At 63.4% G+C, this 25,443-nt stretch carries 25 protein-coding genes; 10 read left to right on the top strand and 15 right to left on the bottom strand.

What is annotated here, in order from left to right; genetic code table 11:
- Positions 1-104: 104 nt before the first annotated feature.
- The 3 genes from LMJ30_RS08715 to lepB all read left to right on the top strand — a co-directional run bounded on the left by LMJ30_RS08715 (position 105) and on the right by lepB (position 2,277).
- Complete coding sequence (locus LMJ30_RS08715; protein ID WP_229431950.1) at positions 105-1,265, top strand: PepSY-associated TM helix domain-containing protein; 1,161 nt, start codon at positions 105-107, stop codon at positions 1,263-1,265.
- Positions 1,262-1,429 carry a hypothetical protein gene (locus LMJ30_RS08710; RefSeq protein ID WP_229431949.1) on the top strand — a complete coding sequence of 56 codons (168 nt, stop codon included), beginning with the start codon at positions 1,262-1,264 and terminating at the stop codon, positions 1,427-1,429. Before LMJ30_RS08715 ends, LMJ30_RS08710 begins: the two co-directional genes overlap by 4 nt.
- Before the next feature lie 176 nt (positions 1,430-1,605).
- Positions 1,606-2,277: a signal peptidase I gene (gene lepB / locus LMJ30_RS08705; protein WP_229431948.1), complete on the top strand. Its 672-nt coding sequence runs from the start codon at positions 1,606-1,608 to the stop codon at positions 2,275-2,277.
- On the opposite strand, the gene LMJ30_RS08700 is transcribed toward lepB, so the two are convergent.
- On the bottom strand, positions 2,278-3,390 hold the full coding sequence (locus LMJ30_RS08700) for a TIGR03118 family protein (protein ID WP_229431947.1): 1,113 nt from the start codon (positions 3,388-3,390) through the stop codon (positions 2,278-2,280). It lies immediately after the preceding gene.
- A 205-nt stretch (positions 3,391-3,595) separates the two neighbouring features.
- Here LMJ30_RS08700 and LMJ30_RS08695 point away from each other — a divergent pair, with 205 nt between their 5' ends.
- On the top strand, positions 3,596-4,783 hold the full coding sequence (locus LMJ30_RS08695; protein WP_229431946.1) for a multidrug effflux MFS transporter: 1,188 nt from the start codon (positions 3,596-3,598) through the stop codon (positions 4,781-4,783).
- A 352-nt stretch (positions 4,784-5,135) separates the two neighbouring features.
- On the opposite strand, the gene smpB is transcribed toward LMJ30_RS08695, so the two are convergent.
- On the bottom strand, positions 5,136-5,585 hold the full coding sequence (gene smpB, locus LMJ30_RS08690) for an SsrA-binding protein SmpB (protein ID WP_229431945.1): 450 nt from the start codon (positions 5,583-5,585) through the stop codon (positions 5,136-5,138).
- Between the two features lie 73 nt (positions 5,586-5,658).
- Here smpB and LMJ30_RS08685 point away from each other — a divergent pair, with 73 nt between their 5' ends.
- Together LMJ30_RS08685 and LMJ30_RS08680 are read left to right on the top strand one after the other, a co-directional pair.
- Positions 5,659-6,090: a type II toxin-antitoxin system RatA family toxin gene (locus tag LMJ30_RS08685; protein ID WP_229431944.1), complete on the top strand. Its 432-nt coding sequence runs from the start codon at positions 5,659-5,661 to the stop codon at positions 6,088-6,090.
- Positions 6,083-6,379 carry an RnfH family protein gene (locus LMJ30_RS08680; RefSeq protein ID WP_229431943.1) on the top strand — a complete coding sequence of 99 codons (297 nt, stop codon included), beginning with the start codon at positions 6,083-6,085 and terminating at the stop codon, positions 6,377-6,379. The genes LMJ30_RS08685 and LMJ30_RS08680 overlap by 8 nt, the downstream gene beginning before the upstream one ends.
- Here LMJ30_RS08680 and LMJ30_RS08675 read toward each other — a convergent pair.
- Positions 6,376-6,930, bottom strand: coding sequence for a DUF4124 domain-containing protein (locus tag LMJ30_RS08675; protein WP_229431942.1), 555 nt, complete (start codon positions 6,928-6,930; stop codon positions 6,376-6,378). The two genes, LMJ30_RS08680 and LMJ30_RS08675, sit on opposite strands and share 4 nt — an antisense overlap.
- A gap of 112 nt (positions 6,931-7,042) precedes the next feature.
- Between LMJ30_RS08675 and guaB the strand changes: the two genes are divergently transcribed.
- From guaB to LMJ30_RS08660, 3 genes are all read left to right on the top strand, one after another.
- The gene (gene guaB / locus LMJ30_RS08670) at positions 7,043-8,503 is read left to right on the top strand and encodes an IMP dehydrogenase (RefSeq protein WP_229431941.1); all 1,461 of its coding nucleotides are present in this window, start codon (positions 7,043-7,045) and stop codon (positions 8,501-8,503) included.
- A gap of 71 nt (positions 8,504-8,574) precedes the next feature.
- Positions 8,575-10,185: a glutamine-hydrolyzing GMP synthase gene (gene guaA, locus LMJ30_RS08665; protein ID WP_229431940.1), complete on the top strand. Its 1,611-nt coding sequence runs from the start codon at positions 8,575-8,577 to the stop codon at positions 10,183-10,185.
- A gap of 251 nt (positions 10,186-10,436) precedes the next feature.
- Positions 10,437-12,638, top strand: a complete 2,202-nt coding sequence (locus LMJ30_RS08660) for an OsmC domain/YcaO domain-containing protein (RefSeq protein WP_229431939.1) — start codon at positions 10,437-10,439, stop codon at positions 12,636-12,638.
- A 46-nt stretch (positions 12,639-12,684) separates the two neighbouring features.
- On the opposite strand, the gene zwf is transcribed toward LMJ30_RS08660, so the two are convergent.
- The 10 genes from zwf to LMJ30_RS08610 all read right to left on the bottom strand — a co-directional run bounded on the left by zwf (position 12,685) and on the right by LMJ30_RS08610 (position 21,299).
- Entirely contained in the window at positions 12,685-14,151 is a 1,467-nt protein-coding gene (gene zwf, locus LMJ30_RS08655) for a glucose-6-phosphate dehydrogenase (protein WP_229431938.1), read from the bottom strand.
- Between the two features lie 255 nt (positions 14,152-14,406).
- Complete coding sequence (locus tag LMJ30_RS08650) at positions 14,407-15,360, bottom strand: FAD:protein FMN transferase (RefSeq protein ID WP_229431937.1); 954 nt, start codon at positions 15,358-15,360, stop codon at positions 14,407-14,409.
- Positions 15,344-17,563, bottom strand: a complete 2,220-nt coding sequence (locus tag LMJ30_RS08645; RefSeq protein ID WP_229431936.1) for a PepSY domain-containing protein — start codon at positions 17,561-17,563, stop codon at positions 15,344-15,346. The genes LMJ30_RS08650 and LMJ30_RS08645 overlap by 17 nt, the downstream gene beginning before the upstream one ends.
- Positions 17,564-17,572: 9 nt before the next feature.
- On the bottom strand, positions 17,573-18,040 hold the full coding sequence (locus tag LMJ30_RS08640) for a DUF2271 domain-containing protein (RefSeq protein ID WP_229431935.1): 468 nt from the start codon (positions 18,038-18,040) through the stop codon (positions 17,573-17,575).
- The gene (locus tag LMJ30_RS08635; protein ID WP_229431934.1) at positions 18,037-18,405 is read right to left on the bottom strand and encodes a PepSY domain-containing protein; all 369 of its coding nucleotides are present in this window, start codon (positions 18,403-18,405) and stop codon (positions 18,037-18,039) included. The genes LMJ30_RS08640 and LMJ30_RS08635 overlap by 4 nt, the downstream gene beginning before the upstream one ends.
- A 169-nt stretch (positions 18,406-18,574) precedes the next feature.
- Positions 18,575-19,276, bottom strand: a complete 702-nt coding sequence (locus LMJ30_RS08630) for an MBL fold metallo-hydrolase (protein WP_307729247.1) — start codon at positions 19,274-19,276, stop codon at positions 18,575-18,577.
- Positions 19,277-19,299: 23 nt separating this feature from the next.
- Positions 19,300-20,094, bottom strand: a complete 795-nt coding sequence (locus LMJ30_RS08625) for a sulfite exporter TauE/SafE family protein (RefSeq protein WP_229431933.1) — start codon at positions 20,092-20,094, stop codon at positions 19,300-19,302.
- On the bottom strand, positions 20,094-20,531 hold the full coding sequence (locus LMJ30_RS08620; RefSeq protein ID WP_229431932.1) for a YeeE/YedE family protein: 438 nt from the start codon (positions 20,529-20,531) through the stop codon (positions 20,094-20,096). The genes LMJ30_RS08625 and LMJ30_RS08620 overlap by 1 nt, the downstream gene beginning before the upstream one ends.
- A gap of 10 nt (positions 20,532-20,541) precedes the next feature.
- Positions 20,542-20,970, bottom strand: coding sequence for a YeeE/YedE family protein (locus LMJ30_RS08615; protein WP_229431931.1), 429 nt, complete (start codon positions 20,968-20,970; stop codon positions 20,542-20,544).
- On the bottom strand, positions 20,967-21,299 hold the full coding sequence (locus tag LMJ30_RS08610) for an ArsR/SmtB family transcription factor (protein ID WP_371872989.1): 333 nt from the start codon (positions 21,297-21,299) through the stop codon (positions 20,967-20,969). The genes LMJ30_RS08615 and LMJ30_RS08610 overlap by 4 nt, the downstream gene beginning before the upstream one ends.
- Positions 21,300-21,385: 86 nt before the next feature.
- Between LMJ30_RS08610 and LMJ30_RS08605 the strand changes: the two genes are divergently transcribed.
- Positions 21,386-21,718, top strand: coding sequence for a protein tyrosine phosphatase family protein (locus tag LMJ30_RS08605; RefSeq protein ID WP_229431930.1), 333 nt, complete (start codon positions 21,386-21,388; stop codon positions 21,716-21,718).
- Positions 21,719-21,779: 61 nt separating this feature from the next.
- Here LMJ30_RS08605 and LMJ30_RS08600 read toward each other — a convergent pair whose 3' ends face one another.
- On the bottom strand, positions 21,780-24,239 hold the full coding sequence (locus LMJ30_RS08600; RefSeq protein WP_229431929.1) for a patatin-like protein: 2,460 nt from the start codon (positions 24,237-24,239) through the stop codon (positions 21,780-21,782).
- A 157-nt stretch (positions 24,240-24,396) separates the two neighbouring features.
- Positions 24,397-25,407 (bottom strand): porin, encoded by a 1,011-nt coding sequence (locus tag LMJ30_RS08595; RefSeq protein WP_229431928.1) that lies wholly within the window; start codon positions 25,405-25,407, stop codon positions 24,397-24,399.
- Between the last annotated feature and the right edge of the window lie 36 nt (positions 25,408-25,443).

Below are 25,443 nucleotides of genomic sequence, written 5' to 3'. Positions count from 1 at the left end.
TTGTCATAATGAGAACGATTCTCATTGTACTGCGCAATCCGCTTCTTGTAAATGAGAACGATTTGCATTAACATCGAGGGATATACCCTTCTGATGCATTCCTGATGACTCCTCTTACTGTCCGCCGCTGGGCATGGATCCACAAATGGAGCAGCCTTGTCTGCACCGTTTTCATGCTGCTGCTTTGCCTGACCGGCCTGCCGCTGATCTATCACCATGAGATTGGCCACCTGCTGGGTAACGATGTCGAGGCGCCGGCCATGCCGGCCGGGACGCCGAAGGCGAACCTCGACGACGTGATCGCGGCGGGGAAGGCGATGTACCCGGGGAAGATCATGATGTACATGTCGCAGGAAGCGGACGAGCCGAACATCTGGAACCTGACCCTGGGCGACCATCCGACCGACGAGAACTACAAGCCGATCGCCGTCGACGCGCGCACCGCAAAGGTGATCACCGAGCCGGCGTTCGAGGGCGGCGCCTTCATGTCGACGATGTTCCACCTCCATGTCGACCTGTTCGCCGGCATCTGGGGCAAGCTGTTCCTCGGCCTGATGGGCTTACTGTTGCTGGTGGCGCTGGTATCGGGCGCGGTGCTGTATTCGCCGTTCATGCGCAAGCTTGAATTCGGCACGGTGCGCCGCGACCGCTCGGCGCGCACCAAGTGGCTGGACCTGCACAATGTGCTTGGCATCGTCACGCTGGTTTGGGCGCTGGTGGTGGGCGCGACTGGCATGATCAACACCTGGGCCGACGTGCTGCTGAAGTACTGGCAGGCGACCGAACTGGCAGAGATGGTCAAGCCATACCAGGGCATAGGCGCACCAAAGACGCTGGCCTCGATGGACCGCTCGGTCAAGCTGGCGCTGGCATCCGAGCCGGGGATGGAAGTTGCCTTCGTCGCGTTCCCCGGCACGCCGTTCGCTACGCCGCATCACTACGGGGTCTTCATGCGCGGCGACGAAGCGTTTTCGTCGCGCCTGTACAGGCCCGCGCTGATCGACGCGCAAACAGGCGAGATGACCGACCGGCGCACGCTGCCCTGGTACCTGACCGCGCTGCTGGTGTCGCAACCGCTGCACTTCGGCGACTACGGCGGCGCGTGGATGCAGTTTTTATGGGCGATGCTCGACATCGCCACCATCATCGTGTTGGGCAGCGGTTTGTACCTGTGGGTCAAGCGCGCGAGGGTAGTGAAGGCCAAGGCCCCGCTGCCATCGCTGAACGTGCCGCAACCGGCCTGTGCACGCAAGGAGGCACAATGAATCGACCGACACACAGTACCTGGCGCGCGCCCATCGTATTTGGGGCGCTGACGACGGTTGGCCTCATCTCCGCGCTGCTTGGCGATGGCGTCTGGGATGCGCTGTCGGCGGTGACGCTTGGCGTGCCCGTCGCTGCTTGCGCGTGGTACGGATTAAAGCGCTGACCCGGGCACCCGTGGCAGTGTCATACCGCGAAAGCGGGAATCCATAGCGCCGCCGTTCACAGGTGCTATAGGTTCCCGCCTGCGCGGGAACGACGTTGGTCTGGCTCCTGTTTTAAGCTTGGCTAAAGACTAACTGCGTATAACTGCGGGCATACCAACAACAGATGGGGCCTGAAATGAAAAGCTGGATTAGCGCGAACAAGGGATTCCTCGTTTTCCTCGTCCTCTTCGGTGTGTTCCGCACCGCGGTGGCGGACTGGAACCCGATTCCGTCGGGGTCGATGCGGCCCAACCTGCTCGAAGGCGATGTCGTGCTGGTCAACCGCCTTGCTTACAACCTGAAGGTGCCGCTGACGGACGTGGTCGTGGCACAGCTGGGCGAGCCGGCGCGGGGCGATGTGGTCACCTTCAGCTCTCCGAAAGACGGCACGCGCCTGATTAAGCGCCTTATTGCGCTGCCGGGCGACGTGGTCGAGATGCGCAACGAGCGCCTGGTGATCAATGGCCAGGAGGCGGCATACGACATGGTGGGCCAGGTGTCCGAGCAGGTCGGGTCCACCACCACTTACACGGACGCGCTCCAGCTGACCGAAACGTCCGGCGGCAAACAGCGTCCAATCCTTGTAATGCCTGGGATTAAAGCGGCGCGCAGCTTCGGCCCGGTGACGGTACCGGCGGGCCAGTTCATGATGTTGGGCGATAACCGCGACAACAGCGCGGATTCGCGCTTTATCGGTTTTGTTAAGCGCGAGCTGCTGATCGGAAGGGCCGAGCGTGTCCTGGTCTCGGCCGATATCAAGGGCAACTGGATGCCGCGCGGGTCGCGCTTCCTGATGGCGCTCGACTGATCACTCAACGTCCTGGACATCGGCCTGGGTGTCGTCCCGGGCCACGTCGATGCGGCCGTACAGGCCGTGTTCTTCGTTACCCGGACCGGCCGTGAAGAACAAGGTGTTCAGCGGCTGGTTGTTGACGCCATTGCCGAAGGCGAGTCCCCACAGGCCGTCGATGCGCAGCGGCTCGCGGTCGGTGCCGCGCAGGCGGCCGGCGAAGCGTCCGTTGGCGATGTCGTAGGCGTTGATGGCTCCATCGCCGAAATTACCGACCAACAGGCGGTTGCCGAACTTGCCGAAGCTGGCTGGCGCCAGGGCCAGGCCCCACGGTGCGTTCAGGGCGCCGCGCGTGATCAGGCGGCGCACGAATTCACCGGTCGGGCTGAAGACCGACACGAGTCCGAGGCCGCGGCCTGGCACTTCATGGTCGCGGTCCGCATCCTGCTTTGCATACGTCACATAGATATCGCCGCCGATTGCCTGGATGCCGAACGGCGCGAAGCCGTGCGGCAGGTGCGGGTCCTGGAAAGCGCGGGCGGGCAGCACGACGGGCTGGAAGGTGGCGTCGAACACGTCGATGCGGGCGTTATGGAAGTCGGTCGCGTACAGCAGCGCGCCCTGGCCGCTGGCGCCGATGGCCAGGCCTTTGTAGACGGCGCCCAGCGGCGAATTGTCGATCACGCGGATGGCGTTGGTGAAGTCGACGTTCGGCGCCCAGCCTGAGATTACACCGTCTTCGCCCGCGAAGATAAAGCGGCTGGGGCCCGACGAGCTGCCGTTGCTGACCACGAAACCGCCGCCGCCGTAGAACACGATGCCGGTCGGCTCGCCGCGGGCGGTGGAGCCGGCAGGAGGCGGGATCGTGACGACCAGCGACTGCGGATGGCCGTCGCCGTCGTACAGGGTCGACAGGCCGGTGCCCTCGTCGGACACCCACACAAAACCGAAGGGATTGAAGGCAATGCCCCAGGCGTTGACCAGGTTAGGGTCGATGTTTTCGGCGCGCAGCGTGGCGACATCTGCCACCAGCCTGCGCACTTCGTAATAGTAGGGGACATGCACGACCGGCAGCTCGGGGCGGGCCGGCAAGGGCTGGGTCCCGGTCAGGTGGCGGAGGAAGGCGTTCATGGTAGGCTCCAGCGATATCAAATCAGACGGACACAACCGTGATGATCCGGTGTGATCCGGCAGGGCGCGTTGAGATCGCATAAAGAATAGGAGCGCCGTTAACGGTAGTAAAAGTTGGGCCATCGGTAATCTTTCGGAAATTCCCGTAAAATCTCGCCCTCTGATGGCGCGCACACTGCGGTGCCGGACTCTGTGAGGGCATTGCATGCAGCGACTGTTGACGGTTATTCTGGCTCTCCTGGGCATGGTGGGGGCGCTTGCGATCGACACCTACCTGCCATCCATCCCCGCCATCGGTCGGGAGTTTGCGGTTGGGCCGCTGGCCGTGCAGCAGACGCTCAGCGTCTTTTTATTCACCTTCGCCTTCATGATGCTGTTTTACGGCACGCTGTCCGACTCGTTCGGGCGCCGGCCGGTGATCCTGGTGGCGCTGACGGTATATACCTTGTCCTCGCTGGGCGCGGCGTTTGCGCCCACCTTCGGCTGGCTGCTGGTATGCCGCGCGCTGCAGGGGCTGGCGGCGGGCGCCGGCTCGGTGATCGGGCAAGCGATCGTGCAGGACCGGTTCTCGCATGACCAGTCGCACGCGCAGCGGATCATGTCGCACATCATGATGGTATTCGGGCTTGCGCCTGCGATTGCGCCGATTTTGGGCGGCTGGCTGCACGTGACGTTCGGCTGGCGCTCGACCTTCATCTTCCTGGCCGTGTTTGGCGCGCTGCTGATTGCGCTGGTGTACCGGATGCTGCCCGAGAGCCTGCCGAAAGAGCAGCGCCACGCCTTCCACGGCGTAGCCATCGCCAAAAACTACCTGAAAGTGCTGAAGAACCCGCAGTTCCTGCTGCTGTCGCTAGCGGTCGGCATGGCGTTTGGGGGGCTGTCGCTGTACATCGGATCGGCGGCGAATTTTATCCTGGAGATCCTGAAGCTGCCGGAAACGGCGTTTGGCTGGCTGTTCGTGCCGCTCATCAGCGGCATGGTCATCGGCTCGGCGTGGGGCGGCAAGAAAGCGGACAAGATCAAGCCCGCGCGCATGGTATGGCTCGGCTTTGCCGTGATGGCGTTGGCGAGCGTGCTCAATGTCGGCTACAACGCCTTGTTTGTAGCAGACATTCCGTGGGCGGTGCTGCCGCTGATGATTTACACGTTCGGGCTGGCGGTAGCGATGCCCGCGATCCAGGTCGGCGCGCTGGCGCTGTTCCCGGCCAACCGCGGGCTCGCCTCATCGATGCTCTCGTTCATCCAGATGATGGCGTTTGCGCTGGTATCGGGCCTGCTCGCGCCGGTGCTATTCGACAGCGCGCTCAAGCTAGCCTGCGGCGTGATGGCCGGGCTGGTCGCCAGCTTCCTGTGCTGGCGCCTCAGCCTGCGCGTCCAGGCTCCGCAGCAATAAACAAAAACTTCGGGGTCCGTCCCCGGGGACAGACCCCGGCGGCCGTCAACAATTTCCAAAATCGGGGTCAGACCACCGTTCTTCGAATTTCCAAAATCGGGGTCAGACCACCGTTTTTTCGCAAGATCGGGGTCAGACCACCGTTTTTTCGCAATAGTTGCCAAAATCGGGGTCAGACCACCGTTTTTTCGCAATATTCTAAAAACGCGGTGGTCTGACCCCAAATTTGCGCTAAAAACGCGGTGGTCTGACCCCGAATTTGCGCGAATTTGTGAAATGCGGTGGTCTGACCCCGAATTTGCGAAATGTTCTAGAAACGTGGTGGTCTGATCCCGAATGGGAAAGACGCTGGTTAGCGGGTGTTCTGCTTCATCGCGCTGGCCACTTCGCGCTTGGCGTCGCGGTCTTTTTCGGTGGCGCGCTTGTCGTGCTGCTTCTTGCCCTTGGCGAGGCCAATCTCGCACTTGACCCGCCCACCCTTGAAATGCAAATTCAAAGGCACCAAGGTGTAGCCGGAGCGCTCGACCTTGCCGATCAGCTTGTCGATTTCGGCGCGGTGGAGCAGCAGCTTGCGCGTGCGGATGGCTTCCGGGTGGCTGAAGGCCGACGCGGTGTTGAGGGCGCTGACGTGGGCGCCGAAAAGATAGAGCTCATCGCCACGCACGACGACGTAGGCTTCCTTGATCTGGACGCGCGACTCGCGGATGGCTTTGACTTCCCATCCTTCCAGCACAATGCCGGCCTCGTAGCGGTCTTCGATGAAGTAGTCGTGAAATGCTTTTCTGTTGTCTGCAATGCTCATGAAATAGCGAAATGGCGCGGTTCGGTTAAACTACTAATGCAACATATCCAACATCATAACAAACGGCTGACTCATGGCAGTAGTGCACAAAACAGTTTTTCTGGGTTATAGCGCAGAACAGATGTTCGACCTGGTGGCGAACGTGGAAGATTATCCGAAATTCCTGCCCTGGTGCGGCGGGGTGAAAGTCCTGGAACGCACCGAGGACACGCTGGTCGCCTGCCTGGCGATCCATTTCCACGGCGTGCGCCAGAGCTTTACAACCCGAAACCACAATATTCGCCCGACCCAGATGAAAATGAAGCTGGTCGATGGCCCTTTCAAGGTCATGGACGGCACCTGGACCTTCAAAGCCCTGCGCCCCGACGCTTGCAAGGTCGAATTCGACCTGCATTACGAGTTTTCGAGCATTATCCTCGAACAACTGATCGGACCCGTGTTCGGCATGATTGCTAACAGTATGGTCGATTCCTTCTGCAAGCGCGCAGAAACCGTGTATGGCTGACCTGGTCAACGTGCAGCTGTGTTACGCAGCGCCGTTGCGGGAATATTTTCGCGAGCTGGCCGTCGCCCCCGGTACCACGATCGAGCAGGCGATCATCCAGAGCGGCGTGCTGCAGGCCATCCCGGGCATTGACCTGGTGGTCCAGCCCGTCGGCATCTTCGGCAAGAAGCGGCCACTCGACACGGTGCTGCGCGAGCGTGACCGCATCGAGATTTACCGCCCCCTCATCGCCGATCCAAAGGATTCGCGCCGCCGCCGCAGCGAGAAGAGGCGGCCGCCGCCTGATTAACGGCAGGCGGCCAGAACCTTGTTGGTCTTGGCATTCGCGACGGCGCGTTCTGCATCGCTCATGAACGCCCGCTCGCCGTTTGGGGTGACGGTGCCGATGCGTATGCCCGAGTCCAGCTGCATCTTGTAATCACGTGCCGCCGCGCATTGTTCGGCCCTGGCCGCTTTCGCCTGCCCCTCGGCAGCACTCTTCTTGTCGGCCGCCGCCTTGTCGCTGGCGCGCTTGTTAAACTCGACGTTGCGCTCGGCCATGGTCGGCAGCGCCTTTTTGGCCGCATCGGCTACGGACACCGGCGCAGGCTGCTCCTGGTCGCCCGGCGCGATCGTGAGGACCGGCCGGCCCGGCGCCTTCAGGATGTTCTTATCCGGCACCGAAGATGGCGGCGAGCGGTCGGAAAACTGCTTGATCCCTTTCGCGTCGATCCACACATATTGCGCCTGTGCCAAACCGGCAACAAACATCAGCGTTGCCGCCGCCACCAGGCGCACGCAAGGGGAGAGTACATTCATCTGCATTATTTCCATAGAGAAGCTTTGTTCCGATTTCCTCATGCTTGAGCCCGCCTGTCAACGCCCGTCTATGCTTTTCGGCCGAAATGTTGGCTGCTGCAGACGGTCGCCCGGAACTTCTGTATAATTCGCTTTTGCGCCTATAGGAAATACTATGCGTCTACTTCAGAAAGCACTCACATTCGATGACGTGCTGCTCGTTCCGGCTTACTCGAACATCCTGCCAGCCGAAACCTCCCTCAAAACACGCCTGACCCGCAACATTGCGCTCAACATTCCCCTGTTGTCCGCCGCGATGGATACGGTGACCGAAGCACGCCTCGCAATTGCTATGGCGCAAGAAGGTGGCATCGGTATCATTCACAAGAACCTCGGTCCTAAAGACCAGGCGCGTGAAGTGGCGCGCGTGAAGCGTTTCGAGGCCGGCGTGCTGCGCGACCCGATCACGATTCCGCCAACCATGAAGATCCGCGACGTGATCGCCCTGACCGTCCAGTACGGCATCAGCGGTTTCCCTGTCGTTGAAGGCAACACCGTGGTCGGCATCATCACCAACCGCGACCTGCGTTTTGAAGAAGAGCTTGACGCGGAAGTGCGCGCCAAGATGACCCCGCGTGAAAAGCTGGTGTACGTCAAGGAAGGCGCCGATACGGCCGAAGCCAAGCGCCTGATGAACAAGCACCGCCTCGAGCGCGTGCTGGTCGTCAACGACGAATTCGAACTGCGCGGCCTGATCACCGTCAAAGACATCCAGAAGTCGCATGAGCACCCGTTCGCATCGAAAGACGCCCTCGGCAAGCTGCTGGTCGGTGCGGCAGTGGGCGTCAGCCAGCGCGACGAAGAGCGCATCGAGCTGCTGGTAGCGGCCGGCGTGGATGTGCTGGTGGTCGACACCGCCCACGGCCACTCGCAGGGCATCCTCGACCGCGTCAAGTGGATCAAGACCAAATTCCCGCACGTTGACGTCATCGGCGGCAACATCGCAACCGCAGCAGCGGCGCTGGCGCTGGTTGAACATGGCGCCGACGCGGTCAAGGTCGGCATCGGCCCTGGCTCGATCTGCACCACCCGTATCGTCGCAGGCGTGGGCGTGCCGCAGATTACCGCGATCGCCAACGTGGCGGCTGCGCTGGAAGGCACTGGCGTTCCGTGTATCGCTGACGGCGGCGTGCGCTTCTCGGGCGACGTATCGAAGGCGCTGGCAGCTGGCGCATCGACCGTCATGATGGGTTCGATGTTCGCCGGTACCGAAGAAGCACCGGGCGAAGTGATCCTGTACCAGGGCCGCAGCTACAAGTCGTACCGTGGCATGGGCTCGCTGGGCGCAATGGCCGATGGTTCGGCGGACCGCTACTTCCAGGACGCAGGTTCGCGCGTCGACAAGTTTGTGCCGGAAGGTATCGAAGGCCGCGTTGCCTACAAGGGCAGTGTGGTGGCGATCATCTACCAGCTGGTCGGCGGCGTGCGCCAGTCGATGGGCTACTGCGGCTGCGCGACGATCGACGAGCTGCGCGAAAAAGCCGAGTTCGTGGAAATCACCTCGGCCGGCATGCGCGAATCGCATGTCCACGACGTGCAGATCACCAAGGAAGCACCGAACTACCGTTCGGAATAACAGTCAGTGCGTGGGCAGGGTTTCCTGCCCACGTTTGCATTTGCCCCATCGCATCTATCTAATCGGTCTCCATGCATTCTAAAATCCTCATCCTCGATTTCGGCTCCCAGGTAACCCAGCTGATAGCGCGCCGCGTGCGCGACGCCGGCGTGTTCTCCGAAGTATTCCCGTACGACGTCAGCGACGAATTCGTCCGCAACTACGGCGCCGCCGGCGTCATTCTGTCGGGCAGCCACAATTCGACCCTCGAAGGCGACTCGCCACGCGCGCCACAGGCCGTGTTCGAACTGGGCGTGCCGGTGCTCGGCATTTGCTACGGCATGCAAACGATGGCGGCCCAGCTGGGCGGCAAGGTCGAAAACGGCCTGGTGCGTGAATTCGGCTATGCCGAAGTGCGCGCGCGCAGCCACACCGCACTGCTGAACGGCATCAACGACTTCGTCACCGATGAAGGCCACGGCATGCTGAAGGTATGGATGAGCCATGGCGACAAAGTGCTGGAAATGCCGCCGGGCTTCAAGCTGATGGGCAATACCGAAAGCTGCCCGATCGCCGCGATGGCCGACGAAGAGCGCCGTTTCTACGCGCTGCAGTTCCACCCGGAAGTAACGCACACCTCGCAGGGCAAGGCCATCCTCGGCCGCTTCGTGCACGAGATCTGCGGCTGCAAGTCGGACTGGAACATGCCGGACTACATCTCCGAAGCCGTTGCCAAGATCCGCGAGCAGGTCGGCACCGATGAAGTGATCCTCGGCCTGTCGGGCGGCGTCGATTCGAGCGTGGCTGCCGCGCTGATCCACCGCGCGATCGGCGACCAGCTGACTTGCGTGTTCGTCGACCACGGCCTGCTGCGCCTCGACGAAGGCAAGATGGTGATGGACATGTTCGCCAAGAACCTTGGCGTGAAGGTGCTGCGCATCGATGCCGAAGACCAGTTCCTCGGCCACCTGGCTGGCGTTGCCGATCCGGAAGCCAAGCGCAAGATCATCGGCCGCGAGTTCGTCGAAGTGTTCCAGGTCGAAGCGGGCAAGCTGAAGAACGCCAAGTGGCTGGCCCAGGGCACCATCTATCCGGACGTCATCGAAAGCGCGGGCAAGGGCAAGAAGGGCCAGACCATCAAGAGCCACCACAACGTGGGCGGCCTGCCGGAAACGCTGAACCTGAAGCTGCTGGAACCGCTGCGCGAACTGTTCAAGGACGAGGTGCGCAAGCTGGGCGTGGCGCTTGGCCTGCCGCATGACATGGTCTACCGCCATCCATTCCCAGGCCCTGGCCTGGGCGTGCGTATCCTCGGAGAAGTGAAGAAGGAATTTGCCGACCTGCTGCGCCGCGCGGATGCCATCTTCATCGAAGAACTGCGCAAGACGCCGTGCGATATTCCTGCACTGGAAAGCATCGACGCGGGCGAAGCACCGAAGAACTGGTATGAAGCGACCAGCCAGGCGTTTGCCGTGTTCCTGCCTGTGAAATCGGTGGGCGTGATGGGCGATGGCCGTACCTACGAGTACGTCGTCGCGCTGCGCGCGGTGCAGACCCTTGACTTCATGACGGCGCAGTGGGCGCACCTGCCGCACAGCCTGCTGGGCAAGGTGTCGAACCGCATCATCAATGAAGTACGCGGCATTAACCGCGTGGTCTACGATATTTCGGGCAAGCCGCCAGCGACCATTGAGTGGGAGTGAGATTCCTGTAGGGGTTTCTAAATCGCCGTTGATTTAACCTATAAAGCCCTGTCTTTACAGGGCTTTATATTTTGCTGTGTCACCGTAACACGTCGTTCCCGCGAAGGCGGGAACCCATACCCAGGTGAGCGTAGCGATAAACAGCTTCCTGACTGATCGTCCGAGCTATGGAATCCCGCCTTCGCGGGAACGACAGTTCGCCACTTCATGGTGCATAGCTCTACATTTTTTGCGTATTTTTTGGAATTTTCATGGAAATTAAAGTCAACTTTCTCGATAAGCTGAGGCTCGAAGCCAAGTTCGACGATTTCACAGTGATCGCCGACCAGCCTATCCGCTACAAGGGCGATGGCTCGGCGCCTGGACCGTTCGATTATTTTTTGGCGTCGTCGGCCTTGTGTGCAGCTTACTTCGTCAAGTTGTACTGCAATACCCGCGATATCCCGACCGAAAATATCCGTCTGTCGCAGAACAATATCGTCGACCCTGAGAACCGCTACCAGCAGATTTTCAAGATCCAGGTTGAGCTGCCAGCGGATATCTCCGACAAGGACCGCCAGGGCATTTTGCGCTCGATCGAGCGTTGCACCGTCAAGAAAGTCGTGCAGGCCGGCCCGGAGTTTGTGATTGAAGAGGTAGCAAACCTGGATGCCGATGCGCAGGCCTTGCTGACCTTGCGGCCCGGTGCTGATTCGGCTACCTACATCCCTGGCAAAGACCTGCCCCTGGAGCAAACCATCGCGAACATGTCGGGGATGTTGGCGGACTGGGGCATCAAGATTGAAATCGCGTCCTGGCGCAATATCGTTCCCAACGTGTGGTCGCTGCACATCCGCGATGCGCATTCGCCGATGTGCTTCACCAATGGCAAGGGAGCCACCAAGGAAAGCGCCTTGGCGTCGGCGCTGGGCGAATATATCGAACGCCTCAATTGCAACCACTTCTATGCCGGCTCGTTCTGGGGCGAGGACATCGCCGAAGCGCCGTTTGTCCATTACCCGAACGAGTGCTGGTTCCAGCCGGGCCCGGACGACGCGCTGCCGGCCGACATACTCGATGAATACAGCCTGTCGATCTACGATCCCGATGGCGAGCTGCGTGGCTCGCACCTGGTCGACACCAACTCCGGCAATGCCGCGCGCGGTATCTGTTCGCTCCCGTATGTGCGGCAGTCGGATGGCGAGGTGGTCTATTTCCCGTCCAACCTCATCGAAAACCTTTACGCCAGCAATGGCATGAGCGCCGGGAATACCCTGGCCGAAGCGCAGGTCCAATGCCTGTCCGAGATTTTCGAACGCGCCGTCAAGCGCGAAATCCTGGAAGGTGAACTCGCATTGCCGGATGTGCCGCAGGAAGTGCTGGCCAAATACCCGGCCATCCTGGCGGGAATCCAGGGCCTGGAAGAGCAGGGCTTCCCGGTGCTGGTCAAGGATGCGTCGCTGGGCGGAACCTATCCGGTCATGTGCGTTACCTTGATGAATCCGCGCACGGGCGGCGTTTTTGCCTCGTTCGGCGCGCACCCGAGCTTCGAGGTGGCGCTGGAACGCAGCCTCACCGAACTGCTGCAGGGTCGCAGTTTCGAAGGCTTGAACGATCTGCCCCAGCCTACCTTCGCAAGTAACGCCGTAACGGAACCTAATAATTTTGTCGAACACTTCATCGATTCCAGCGGCATCGTGTCATGGCGCTTCTTCAGCGCCAAAGCGGACGCCGATTTCGTCGAGTGGGATTTTACTGCGCAGGGCAGCAACTCCAATGCCGAGGAAGCCGCGACCCTGCTGCGCATCCTCGAAGACATGGGCAAAGAAGTGTACATGGCGGTCTATGACCAGCTGGGCGCCGTGGCCTGCCGCATTCTGGTGCCGGGGTTTTCGGAGATCTATCCGGTAGAAGATCTCATCTGGGATAACACGAACAAGTCGCTGTTGTTCCGCGCCGATATCCTGAACTTGCATCGCCTGGATGATGCCGGCCTGGAAGCGCTGCTGGACCGCCTGGAAAACAATGAGCTGGATGAATACTCCGACATCGCGACTTTGATCGGCATCGAGTTCGACGAGAACACCGAGTGGGGGCAGCTGACCGTGCTCGAGTTGAAGCTGCTGATTAACCTGGCCTTGCAGCAGCTTGAAGACGCGCATGAACTGGTGGGCGCCTTCCTGCAGTACAACGACAATACCGTCGAACGCAAGTTGTTCTACCAGGCCCTGAATGTGGTGCTGGAGGTGGTGCTCGATGACGAGCTGGAACTGGATGATTACGTGGTCAATTTCCGCCGTATGTTTGGCAATGACCGGATGGACGCGGTGCTGGGCTCAGTAAACGGCAGCGTACGCTTCTTTGGATTGACGCCGACGAGTATGAAACTGGAAGGCCTCGACCGCCACCACCGCCTGATCGACAGCTACAGGAAATTGCACAAGGCGCGCGCCACATTCGCCGCAGCAGTCTAGTTTTCCGCCATTCCCGCCTGCGCGGGAATGGCGTTTTTCTTCCTGTTTATTCCATCCAGCTGAATCCGTCACGCGCCAGCAAAGCAAACGACTCCGCCGGCCCCCACGATCCGGCCGCATATGCATGCGGCTTCTCGGCCAGCACGCTCCAGCCGTTGATGATCGGATCGGCCCATTCCCAGGCTGCTTCCAGTTCGTCGCGGCGCATGAAGTGCGTCAGGCGTCCGCGCACCACGTCGATCAGCAGCCGTTCATAGGCTTCGGCGCGGCGCTGCTGGAAGGCGGAATGCAAGTCCAGGTTCAGCTCGACCTGCTGCATCTGCATGCCGCTGCCCGGTTGCTTGGCCATGATCTGCAGCTTGATCGCTTCTTCGGGCTGCAGTTCAATCACCAGCCGGTTGGCAACACCACCCGGGGTTTCCGGAAACAGCGGGAACGGCGGATTGGCGAACTCCACCACAATCTTGGACGAGCGCCGCTGCATGCGCTTGCCGGTACGCAGGTAGAACGGCACCTTTGACCAGCGCCAGGTGTCGACGTGGGCGCGCAGCGCAACGAAGGTTTCGGTGCGGGAGTCGGGGGGCACGTTGTGCTCGTCGAGGTAGCCCGGCACTTCCTGGTTGCCGCTCACGCCGCGGGTGTACTGTCCGCGCACCGTGTCGCGCGCGATGTCGGCCAGTCCGAAGCGGCGCAGCGAACGCAGCACCTTCAGCTTTTCGTCGCGTACCGCATCCGGGGTCAGCGAGGTCGGCGGCTCCATGGCGACAATGCACAGCAGTTGCAGCAGGTGGTTCTGCACCATGTCGCGCATCGCGCCGGTGCTGTCGTAGAAGCCTGCGCGGCTGCCCACGCCCACTTCCTCGGCCACCGTGATCTGCACGCTGGAGATGTTCGGCGCGCGCCACAGGGGTTCGAGGATCGAGTTCCCGAAGCGCAGCACCATCAGGTTCTGCACCGTTTCCTTGCCCAGGTAATGGTCGATGCGGTAAATCTGCGATTCGGCGAAGTGCTTGCCGACTGCCTCGTTGATGTCGACCGCGGACGCCAGGTCGCGTCCCAGCGGCTTTTCGAGGACGACACGGGCATTCCCGTCGACCAGCCCGGCGTCGGAAAGCTTGTCGCAGATGGTGATGAACAGCGATGGCGCCGTAGACAGGTAGAACACCCGCTGCGCACCCGCGCGCGATGCGTGCGCCAGGGCGCTGAAGTCAGGCGCCGCCTGCACGTCCAGCCTGACATACTCCAGCAGTTGCAGGAATCCGTCCCAGGTCGCCTCGTTGAAATTGGTGCTCGCGATAAAGGAACGCGAATGCGCTTCGACATGGGCGAGGTAAGCCTCGCGATCGAGTTCCTGGCGTCCGGTGGACAGGATCCGGGTCGAAGCCGGCAAGTTGCCGTGCAGGTAGGCCATGTAGAGCGCAGGAAGCAGTTTGCGCATCGCGAGGTCGCCCATGCCACCAAAGATGATCATGTCGAGGGGAAGGCCGTTATCAAGCTCTGTCGAAGACGTCATTTCAATTTTTCGTAAAAAAAGTTAAAAAAGCGGGAATGCCGATAGCGTACCTTACCGCAAACTTGGCCGGCAGGTGAAAGTGCTGAGGCTACACTGACCAGTCGTACAGTGTTACGGCACGCGACCTTGGTGCGGTATTGCGACAAAACCTTGGTCGCCCAGAGAAACGGCATTAACGACATGCGCGAGATGCTGTGCATGAAGTTTTCCGATTGCGGGTTCGTGCCGTCGGCCAGCGCGCACCTGAGCGGTGGCTCAACCGGCCAACGCTCCGGTCGCTATCTCCGTGAGGCGGGCGCCGTCACGCAGCACGAACAACACATCCATGCCCCGTTCGCGGGCCAGGTTGACACCGTCATCTTCACCCATCACCAGCAAGGCGGTCGCCCAGGCGTCGGCAAGCATGCAGGTGGGCGCCAGCACGGTCACGGCGGCAATCCGGTTCAGCACGGGCTGCTGCAAGGCCGGGTGCATCGTGTGTCCGTAGCGCTGGCCGGCAACCTCGATCCAGCGCCGGTAATCGCCGGAGGTGGCAATGGCCGTATCCCGCAATTCCATGACGCCGGCTACCTCGCGTACGCCGTATGCCGGCTTTTCCACGGCAACCGTCCACGGATCATCGCCCGGCTTGGCGCCACGGGCGCGCATTTCGCCATCAATGCCAACCAGGTAGCGGGTCACGCCCCACCGGTCAAGGCAGTGCGCCAGCTGGTCGACGCCATAGCCTTTTGCAATGCCTGAAAGGTCGAGGCGCAGCGGGCCCAGCTTGCGGATCCGGCCGCGCGCACGGTCGATCTCGAGTTTTTCGGTCGCCGGCTGGTATTGACTGCCAGCGAGCGCCGGTGGCGGCGGAAGGCCTGGTGCTGGCGGGCCGAACCCCCATGCATCGACCAGCTCGCCCAACCCAATATCGAAGGCGCCATGCGATTCCAGCCCCAGCTGCATGCCGGCCGCGAGCACCTCGGCCAGCGGGTCCGGGATGGCGATCCAGCTGCCGGCCGGCGCCGCGTTGACCCGGCAGAGATCGGATGCGCGGTCCCAGGTCGACATCTGCCGGTCAACCTGGTCTACGGCGGCAAACAGGCTGGCGCCAATCGCCGCGGTATCAACCGTATCAGGACCGTAGAAAACGGCGGTGTAGCGCGTGCCCATCGTCGCGCCGTTCAGGCTGTAGCGCTGCAGGGCAGGCGCCTCAGAATACGTCTTCACGGTACCTCCCGGTGATCCTCAGCGTGTGGACGTCAAGCTTGAGCGGCGCCAGCACCGTGTTGAGCGCCGTCCGCACGCTGCCGGCCATCGCGCTGCTGCCGCAGACTAATACCTGGCCGCCGTTGCCGATCAGCTGGCGCAATGTATCGGCATCGTCGATCAGGCGGTTCTGTACGCGTTCGCCGTTTTTGACGCGCGAGAACGCGGTGTGCAGCTGCGTGAGGCGGCGGTCAGCCAGGTAGTTGCGCAGCTCCGGTTCATACAGGAAATCGGTGGCGGGGTCGCGGCCCCCCCAATACAAGTACATCGGGTGCCGCCCCACATTATTGCGGATGAAGCCCGCCAGCGGGCCGATCCCGGTGCCGGCGCCAACCAGGATGACGGGCGCCTTGCCGGACGCCGGACGAAACTGAGGATTCGGCTGGATAAAGGCGTCGATGCAGTCGCCCGGCTGCAAGCCGTGCAGGTAGGACGAACACAGGCCGCCGATCTGCTTGCGCACGCAGATTTCGAGGACACCATTGCGGGCATCGCTGGCCAGCGAATAAAAGCGCGGCACCGGGCTGCCCGGCGGGATGATTCCCACCAGGTCGCCGGCTTCGAAGTGCGGCAGGCCGCGCGGCCTGAACAAGCGGCGCAGCAGGCCACCGGCGGGCTCGGTCCGGCCCGCGTCAAAGCGCAGCACCGCGCTCGGCTCCGGCTCCTGGGGGCCATAGTCGATGCGCTCGCGCAGGACAAGCTTGAAGGTGGGCGGATGGACGGGCGCGTGGTCGAGCCGGAGCTCGGTGCCGATCCACTCGCCAACCCGGCCGCCCCAGGCCGCGAACGCCTGCGAAGACTGGCGGTCGATCGTCGCCAGCTCGAGGGCGCGGCGCCATCCGAGCCGCTCCATGGCGGCGTCGGCATCGCTGGCAAACTGGCAGAAACGCGCGAACTGGCGGTCGCCGAAGCCAAGCACGGCGAATTGAATGGCCGGGTTGACCGGTACGCGTTCGATCAGCGCGAGAAACTGGTTGGCCGAGGCGGGCGCGTCGCCGTCGCCGTAGGTGGCGGTCAGCAAGAACAGCTTGTCGGCGGCGTTGTAGCGTGCGGCCAGCTGGTTCATCGCCGCGGTGTGGACGCGCTGCCCTGTGGCGCGCAACGCGTCATGCAGCACGCGGGCAAATCCCCAGGTGCTGTTGTTTTCGCTGCCGACCAGAATAATCGTTTGCGCCGACTGCGGCGGGCTGTTGCCGCGGATGCGCGGCCGGGCGCGTCGCCGCTGCCACCATGCGGTAGCGCCGGTGGCGGCAAGCCACGGGATGGACAGTGCGCACAGGCCCAGCAGCAGCCCGAGCCACCACAGGCCTTCGCCGGTGTGCAGGCTGTACACGAGCGCGTAGGCTTCGTTCACGCTGCCGTGGGGGCGGTAGGACAGCAGTTCGCCGGTCGACTGGTCGACGTAGCCATCGCCTTGCGCGGTTCTCAGGGTGTACACGGCGGAAGGGTCGCCCGGTATCGGGAAGACCAGTTCATGCAGGTCCGCAAGGTCGGTCGCCTTGAGCGCGGCCAGCGTCGCCGCCGGACGCGCCGGCCCGCCCGACGTCGCGGCAGGGAAGTCGGGCTCCGGATGTTCGCCGCCGGGAACCAGCTCGAAGGTGGCCGCCGACATGTAGGTGCCGGTGAGCGCAGACAGCAGCAGCCCGGCAACGGCGATGCGGGCAGCCTCGGCGTGCCAGCGCTGGCTGCGGCTGCCGTGCAGCGGCCGCGCCAGCTGCCGCCATCCGCCGACGCGTTTTAGCAGCAGCAATACGCCTGATACGGAGAGCACCAGGATTGCCAGTGCCGCGATGCCCGCTGCAACACGGCCCGGCGTATCGAGGAGGAAGGACCGGTGCAGCAGCTTGACCCAGCGCGACACCGCCGATGGCGCGTACGGGGCGATTGCCGTGCCGCTGGCCGGATCGATGCGCGCCGCCCCGGCCACGCCGCCTTCACTGTAGTAGGCGATCAGCGTTCCGGATGGCGTGCGCTGGATTTGTTCGATGCCCGGATAGTGGCGCGCGACCCGGCCGGCCAGCTCCGCCACACTGAGGCCTTGCGGCACGGTGGTGGAAAGCCGGTCGAGCGCGGGATCGAGCGAGAGCCACGCGCCAGTCAGTCCCATCAGCACAACAAATACGGCGCTGAACAGTCCCGGGAGCGAATGAAACTGGCGCAACATGCGGCGTGCTTACATGTCGTAGCTGAGGGACTTGATGTAGCCGCGCCCCTTGACCGGTTTGCCGGCGCCGGCTTTGGTCAGCGGGGCGCGCGCGTCGGCCGGGTAGTCGCGTCCGTCCTCGACGGCGCTGTCGACCCGGATCTCGTAGCCTGCATCGATCAGCGTGTCCGCCAGTTCAACGGTTACCTTGAGCGCCTTGCCGCTGCCGACGCTGGCGCCGGTCACGCCGTCGAACTCACGGGCATTGAGCGCGCTGCCACGCGCCCAGGCGCCAAGGTGCTTGTAGTATTTTGCCTTTTTGCCGGCAACCCAGAGCGTCTTCTGGTACTTGCCGGCCGCGTCGGTGATATACACCGCCAGGTAGGCGCCATTGCCGCCGTACGCTTGCAACTGCGCGGTGAGCACGACAGGACGGGCGTGGCTCAGCGCCGGCAGCGCCAGCGCAGCGGCCAGGCAGGCGCTTAAGCTCTTGTTCATTGATCGACTCCTTTGCTTGATGCGCGCGGCGGCCCACCTCGGCCATGCGCCGGCGCTACAGGGTGGATATAGTCAGCGCTGTTGCCCCCGGGCCCAAACTCGACCTCCAGGCTACGTATGCGCAGCGTCGCCGGGCTGTACTTGGCCTTGACCTTGTTACCTCGGCGATCGGTTCCCCGGACTTCGTAGCAACCGTCGTCGACCTTGATGCGCTGCACGGTCCAGCCCTGCAGTTCAACCTGCTGGCGCAGCAGTTCGCGTGGCTTCCATTCAGATATGGGGTCGGAGCAATCGGTGTCGGCAAGCGCGGCGCCGCTGGCCGCCATGGCAGCGGCCAATGCAAGCAGGCGAAACAGCGTCATCATTTGCTCCCGGATTGAGGTGCGGCGCGGCCGGCCAGCGCTGGGCTGCTGGCGGCAGTGCGATGATGTTGACTATAGAGGGTCGATTAACAAAAATATATGATGCAGATCAAATATTAAAGGGCAACTGTGCCGCCGCGGGGCTGTCCCCGGGACGGCAACAGCAAGCGCGTCAGGCCCCGTGCGGCAAGCCCAGGTTCTGGTTGGCCGGCACGGCAATGTCGATCAGCTTCGGTTTCGGCAGGTTCAGTTCGCTCATGATCTTCGCAAACTCCGCTTTCGACTTATGCGCAAGGCGCGCGTTGTGCTCTTTCTCCCAGCCGATGGTCGACACGGCCTGATCCTTGTAGTCGTGGCCCGGCCACATGCGGGTGGCGTCGGGCAGGGTGAACAGCTTTCCCACCACGCTGTCGTACAAGTCGTCCGAGCTGCCGCTCTGGAAGTCGGTCCGCCCGCAGCCGTTGATCAGCAAGGTGTCGCCGGTGAACACGTTGCCGCGCCACAGGTAGCTCATGCTGCCGGCGGTATGGCCAGGCGTGTGCAGCACCGTGATTTCTTCGCCTGCGCCAAAGCGGATCACATCGCCGTCGCTGAGCTGCTGGTCGGCCGGCGGAATGCCGCAGCCGCTTGGCACGCACGCTTTCGCACCCGTCACCTCGCGCAGCTTGCCCGCCGAGGTAACGTGGTCGGCGTGAGCATGCGTTTCAAGGATGTACGCCAGTTTCAGGTTCAGGCGCTCGAGGTGGCGCAGGTCGCGCTCCCAGTGGCGCTCGACAGGGTCGATGATCACCGCCTGGTCGCTGCCCGGCGCGGCGAGGATATAGGTATAGGTCGACGATTCGGTATCGAACAGCTGGATTGGGTTCAGTGTCATGCTCATCTCCTTGGTCAAAACTTTTAAAGCGCCGCCCTGGCGATCATGGTCAGCGCGACGATGGCTGCTATGGCAGCAAATCCCATCTGCAATTGTGGCCCGGCCAGCCGCGCCGACACGGTCCTGCCGGCCAGCATGCCGGCAATGGCGCCGCCGCTGAACGGTAGTGCGATGTTCCAGTCGACCGCGCCGCTGGCCGCGCTGGCGGCAACCCCGGTGACCGAGACCAGCGCGATCACCGCCAGCGACGTGGCGACCACCGACTGCATCGTCAGGTCGGTATAGCGCTTGAGCACCGGCACCATTACAAAGCCGCCGCCCACGCCGAGCAGGCCTGACAGGAATCCCGCCACCGTGCCGGACAGGCCGAGGGCCACCGCGCACGGACGGGTCCAGATGAAGCGGCTGGTTGCCGGACTGCGCGCACACACCGGCGCAACAGCCGGGGCGCCCGTCGATGCCGGGCCCCGCGCGCCGCGCCAGGTCTTCCAGGCCACGTACAGCAGCACCGCCGCGAAAACCAGGCTCAGCCATCGGTTGTCGATGCGCCCGGCCAGCCACAATCCCACGGGCGAGAGCAGCATGCCGGCGCCGGCGATCAGCAGGGCAGCCTTGTAGCGTACGGTCCCTGCGCGCAAGCCGAGCAGGGCGCCGATGGCGGCCGCCATGCCGACCGCCATCAGCGCGATCGGCCCGGCTTGCGCCACGCCCAGGTGCACGCCGAACACCAGCAGCGGCACAGCCAGGATGCCGCCGCCGGCGCCGGTCAGCGCGAGCAACAGGCCGATGACAACCCCAAGAACGGCGCTGGTGAGCATTACGCCACCCGCTTCACGCGCCATGCCGAGGCGCGTTCGATCAGTTCGTAGATCACCATGCCGCCGATCATGGCGACGGTAAAGATGGCGGGCTTGGCGCCGCCGCTGGCCAGCGAGGCGAGGGCAGGGCCTGGGCAGAAACCGGCAAGGCCCCAGCCGACGCCAAAGGCCAGTCCGCCGAGCAGCAGCCTGCGGTCGACCTGCGTCGCCGACGGCAGGCGCATCGGGTCGCCCAGCAGCGACTTGCTGCGCTTGCGGGCAACCTGGAACGCGACCACGCCGACAGCGATGGCGCCGCCCATGACCAGCGCCAGCGATGGGTCCCACAGCCCGGCCAGGTCAAGGAAGCCGAGCACTTTGGCCGGGTTGGTCATGCCGGAAATAATCAGGCCGATGCCGAACACGAGGCCGGCGATGAGCGAAGTAATGATGCGCATGATGTTCCCCTTAGCCGAGCACGTGGCGGACGATAAAAACAGTGGCGAAACCGGCGGCCATGAACGCTGCCGTGGCCACCAGCGAGCGCGGCGAGAAGCGCGAGATGCCGCACACGCCGTGGCCGCTGGTGCAGCCCGATCCGTAACGGGTGCCGATGCCGACCAGCAAGCCGGCGGCAACCAGGGTGGCGGTGCCGGCGTCGACCTGGACCTCCGGCAGCGGCGCCACCAGTTGGAACACCAGCGGCGCGCCGATCAGGCCGGCGAGGAAGGCGATGCGCCAGCCGATGTCGCCTTTGGCGGCGGACAGCAGGCCGCCGGCAATGCCGCTGATGCCCGCGATGCGGCCGTTGAGCAGCACGAAGGCGCCGGCCGCCAGGCCGATGATGGCGCCGCCCGCCAGCGCGGCCACCGGTGTGAAATTGTTCCAGTCAATCATGTTGCTTCTCCCTCGCGCTTGGCGCAGAACTGTTCATAAAGCACCTGCATCACGGCGAGCGCAGGCGTATCGTTGATGCTGTAGTAAATCTGTTTGCCGTCGCGCCGTGTGCTGACCAGCTGCTCTTCGCGCAGCACCGCCAGTTGCTGGGACAGCGTAGGCTGGGCAATGCCGCTGATCTCCAGCAGCTCGCTGACGCAATACTCGCCCTGGGTCAGGAAGCACAGCAGGATCAGGCGGTCGGGGTTGCCGAGTACCTTCAGCAGGCTGGCGCTCCTGGCCGCCGCTGCCTGCATCGCGACGATGTCGAGTTGAACATCTTTTTCCACTTGTCCTCCAACACTTTATATATTCGTATATTATATGGCCTTACAGTTTGTAATTCAATAGATTGTTTTTGAAAGGAAGGGAAGCCATGGATATCAGGAAGCTCGATCACGACGTCGCCATCGCCGGCCAGCTGGCGCCGCAGGGGCTGGCCGAACTCAGGGACGCTGGCTATGCCGCCATCATCTGCAACCGGCCCGACGAGGAGCCTGGCGGGCAGGCGCCTTTTGCCGAACTCGCCGCCGAAGCGGAGCGCCTGGGCATGCAGGCACGCTACCTGCCCGTGGTTCCGGGCAGGATCACGCCGGCCGACGGCGCGGCGTTTGCGGCGCTGCTGGAAGAATTGCCCAAGCCGCTGGTGGCGTACTGTCGCACCGGTAACCGCTCCGAGACACTGTGGAAGCTGGCGCGGGGCGGCTGAGCGGCCTCGGGCCGCGTCGCGGCGCACGGCTGCCCAAGCGGGCTGGCGCAGGCGCCCGCGTTCACAGTGCAGCGATGGCGCTGCGGATCTCCTTCACCAGCTCGGGAATGCGGCGAAGCCGTTCCGTCTCCTCCTCGATCACGCGTTGGAATCCCTCCTTCTTCAGCGCGCGGAAATCAATGGCGCCCCGAACTGCTACTGGCAGCGTGCTGGCGAGGATGTCGAACAGCCGCTCAACCGCATGCAACCTTCCCCACAGGTAGTCGTTTTCGCGTGTCGCCCGGTTCAGAAACCCGCCGAAGCCCGCAAATGTCCCGCCAAGCAGCATCCGCGTATTGCCGGGCGCGGCGAGGCTGGGCGCGTCGTCAGGGCTGATCCGATCAACCAGGATTTCTTCGATCGGCCCGGTTTCCAGCGCCAGCGCGCTGACCACGGGGTGCAGGATCACGTCCCAATAAAAGTAGCCGAGATAGCCGGTGAGGATCGCGGCGCGGGAGTGCGATTCGAGATTCTGCAGCAGCGCTGACGATAAAAGGGCATCAGCATCGTCGTTTTTGCCTGCCAGGTCGCATTCGATGCCCAGGCGCCGCACCAGGGCGGTCAGGTCTGCACTCCGCCCTGCCACGAACTGGCCGGCGTCGACGGCCCGGCTGGCAGTCATGGGCGCGAACAGCTTGCGGCACATGGCAACGGCGGGCTCGCTCAGGAAACCGGGATCGTCGTACATCGACAACGCGTCAATCAGCTTGTGGATCTGGATGTTGATCAGGTCGAGATCCTCGGCTGCCTGGACCGTTTCCGCTTGCGAATCACCGCTGCCATAGAGATCATTAATCTCGTGCAGCACGAAGTTCAAACGGCGCTTCTTGTACACGACGCCGAAGTCGATCACCATTTTTGCGAACCCGGGCATGTCAACGTTTTCATAGGCGTCTTCCGCCGCCTTGTAGGAGTCTGCAAGCAGGATTCCTTGCTGTTTCGCCCACAGCTCCACCACCTCCTGGACGTAATGTTCCGCCGCTGACTCCCTCGGAAAGCCGCACGCGCCGACAATCAGCGCGACCAGGAAATCGAGCCCCTCCAGCACCAGCGTGCGCATGAACGAGTCGTAAACAACCGGCGTGGCCGCCAGCGCGTTGGTCGAGCTGAGGCGCCAGTGCCGCAGGTCGCTGATCGTAAAGCTGCCCCGGAACCTGCCTTCAGTGGCCTGATCGATCAGGCGCGCCACTTGCGGGCGTGCGTAACAGATGGCTTGTTTCAGCCGCCGCACTTGCTTGTTGTAGCGGCTGACGTCGGCCAGTTCCTTGTAGGTCGGATCGGTGCGGGGCAGGTCGGACAGCGCGCCGCGCAGTGTCGCGAAGAACCCCGGCACCCCGGTGCCCGGCGCCGGCCTGTCGCGCTGCGAATGCGGGTCGATGAAGATGAGGCGGCGGTCGACCTCGCGAAATGCGCTCTGGGCCCGGATCGCTTCGAGCGTGGCGATGATGGGCTTGTTGTCGAGGATGCTTCCATCGACCAGCACCGCTTCTTCCGGGTCCTTGCGCTGCTCGCTGTAGCTGCCGAAATTATGTTGGAGGAAGCGCGCGCGCGCCGGCCATGGGCGGTGCCGCGCTGCCAGCAGCTCGTCCATCTCGCGTAGTTGGGCAGGCGGGAAGGCGCCGGGATAAGAGGCCGAGGCCCTTGCCGCAAACGCGAGCGAGGGCAGGCTGTCGAAGTCGAAGTCGCTGCGCAGGTGTCCGCCCCTGTCGCGGCTGAGCTGGAAGTGCAGGGGCCGCCTGTGTTCGCGCTCGGTCAGCATCGGCGGGTCATGGATGAAGATCGAGCGGTCGAGGCCGCGGAAGTCGGTCACCGTGACAAGCAGGTCGAGCCGGGTGCCCGACGGGAGCAAGGATTCGCCGGCAGCGCCGGGACGCTCCATGACGGTGAGTCCGTCGAGGATCAGGGTGGCAAGGCGGCGCCCGTCGAGCGGGGGCTTGAACCAGCGCGAGCGCAGGAACAGCGATGCCCGTTCCCGCAGTTCGGGGTCGATCCTGCCGATGATCAGGCCTTCCCGTTTGAGCCGCGCAAGCAGGGGGCCGACCAGCGGCCAGAAGATCCACTTGCTCCAGCGCCTGGCCCTGGCCTCGGGATCGAGCAATGCGGCGATGTCCGCCTCGGCCAGCCACATGTTGGTCAGCGGAGCGAGGCTCAGGTCGTGAGCGAGGGCGCGGCTAAGCGCAACGCCGTTCATGGCGCCGGCCGACGCACCGGAGATCACGTCAACGATGACCCGCAAGTCAAGGTGCTGGCCCACCGCTTCGAGGAAGCGGTAGTAAACGTCACCCGTCGAGCGCTCCGGTTCGTCGGGATAGTGCGCGTGCAGCGTGGCCGCGGTGCTGTCGCCGTCGCGGTCGTCGCGGTGATACAGCTTCGAGGCGCGCACCAGGTTCAGGATTTCGCGGTTGATGCCATGCTGGTAGACGGCCAGCGACACGCCGCCGAAGAAGACGATCGCTAACCGTAATTCCTTGTGTTTCATCATTGGATGACCGTGCAATAGGCAAGGTCATTCTATGCCGAACGTTGCGATACTGCCAGTCGGAGCGTGGTATCGGCGAGCAAGCCGGGCGCATGCGCGGCCCGGCACGGCCCGAATGTGCGGGCCGCCGGCGCGAACCGCGTGCGCGCCGGGCGTGCGGTCAGAACGTATGACGCATGCCGACCGCGTAAGCGACCGGGTCGGCGCCGAGGGCGCTGGCCGGCGGGGTGATGGTGCTGCCCGCGGCCGACAGGCTGAAGGCGGCGCGCTCGTTGTTGACCGTGGTGCCGTACGAAGCGTAGACATTGGTGCGCTTGGACAAGCTGTGCGAGTAGGACACGGCATAGCCATTGCCGCGCGCGCCGTTCTGTAGCTTGCTCTGCTGTAGGTTGCCGAACAGCTTGCCCGGGCCAAAGGCCATCGCCGCGCCCAGGTTGGCCTGGGTGTAGCGGTTGTTCGGGCCAGTCTGGTCGCCGACCATGTAATTGCCCTTGAACTCGAGCGCGCCGAAACCATAGGCGGCGCCGAAGATCATTTCGCGGTCGCTGCCGCTGGCCAGGCGGTCGTAGGTCGCATAGCCGATGCCCGCAAACAGCTTGCCCTGCTGGTATTCCACCGACACGGTCTTCAGGTCCTGCGACGGGCCGGTCGGCGTTTCGCCCAGGCCGATGGCCGCGCTGAACTTCAGTCCGGCCATTGGCCTGGACTTGTAGTTGACCGAATTGCTGATGCGGCGCGTCATGCGGCCGTTGGCGAAGGCGTTCAGGTTGCTGCCGTAAAAGCCCTGGCCGAGGATGTGGGTGGCGCCGCTGATGTTGTCGATCGGCGTGTATTCGCGCCCGATCGTCAGCATGCCGAAGTTGCCTTCCAGGCCGACCACTGCGCGGCGGCCGAACAGCGCGCTGTCGCCCATGCCGGTGTCGATGCCGAAGCCGGCTTCGACGTTAAACAGCGCTTTCATGCCGCCGCCCAGGTCCTCGGTGCCGCGGAAGCCAATCCGACTGCTGGCCTGGCCGGCGTGGATCGCGGTGCGGCTGGCCACGCCCGGCGCATCGGCGTCTTCGTGGGCAATCGCCGCGTCCACCTGGCCATACACGGCCACGCTGCTTTGCGCCGATGCCGCGAAGGGCAGGGCCGCCGCAAGTACCGCCGCCATCATTTTGCATGTCATATCTCTGTCTCCCATTGGTTGTGAAATCGCGCATCC

Source organism: Massilia agrisoli (assembly GCF_020831365.1).
GTDB lineage: Bacteria > Pseudomonadota > Gammaproteobacteria > Burkholderiales > Burkholderiaceae_D > Telluria_A > Telluria_A agrisoli.
Note: the sequence above shows the minus strand (reverse complement) of the source record. Positions and strands in the feature narration are given on the sequence as shown.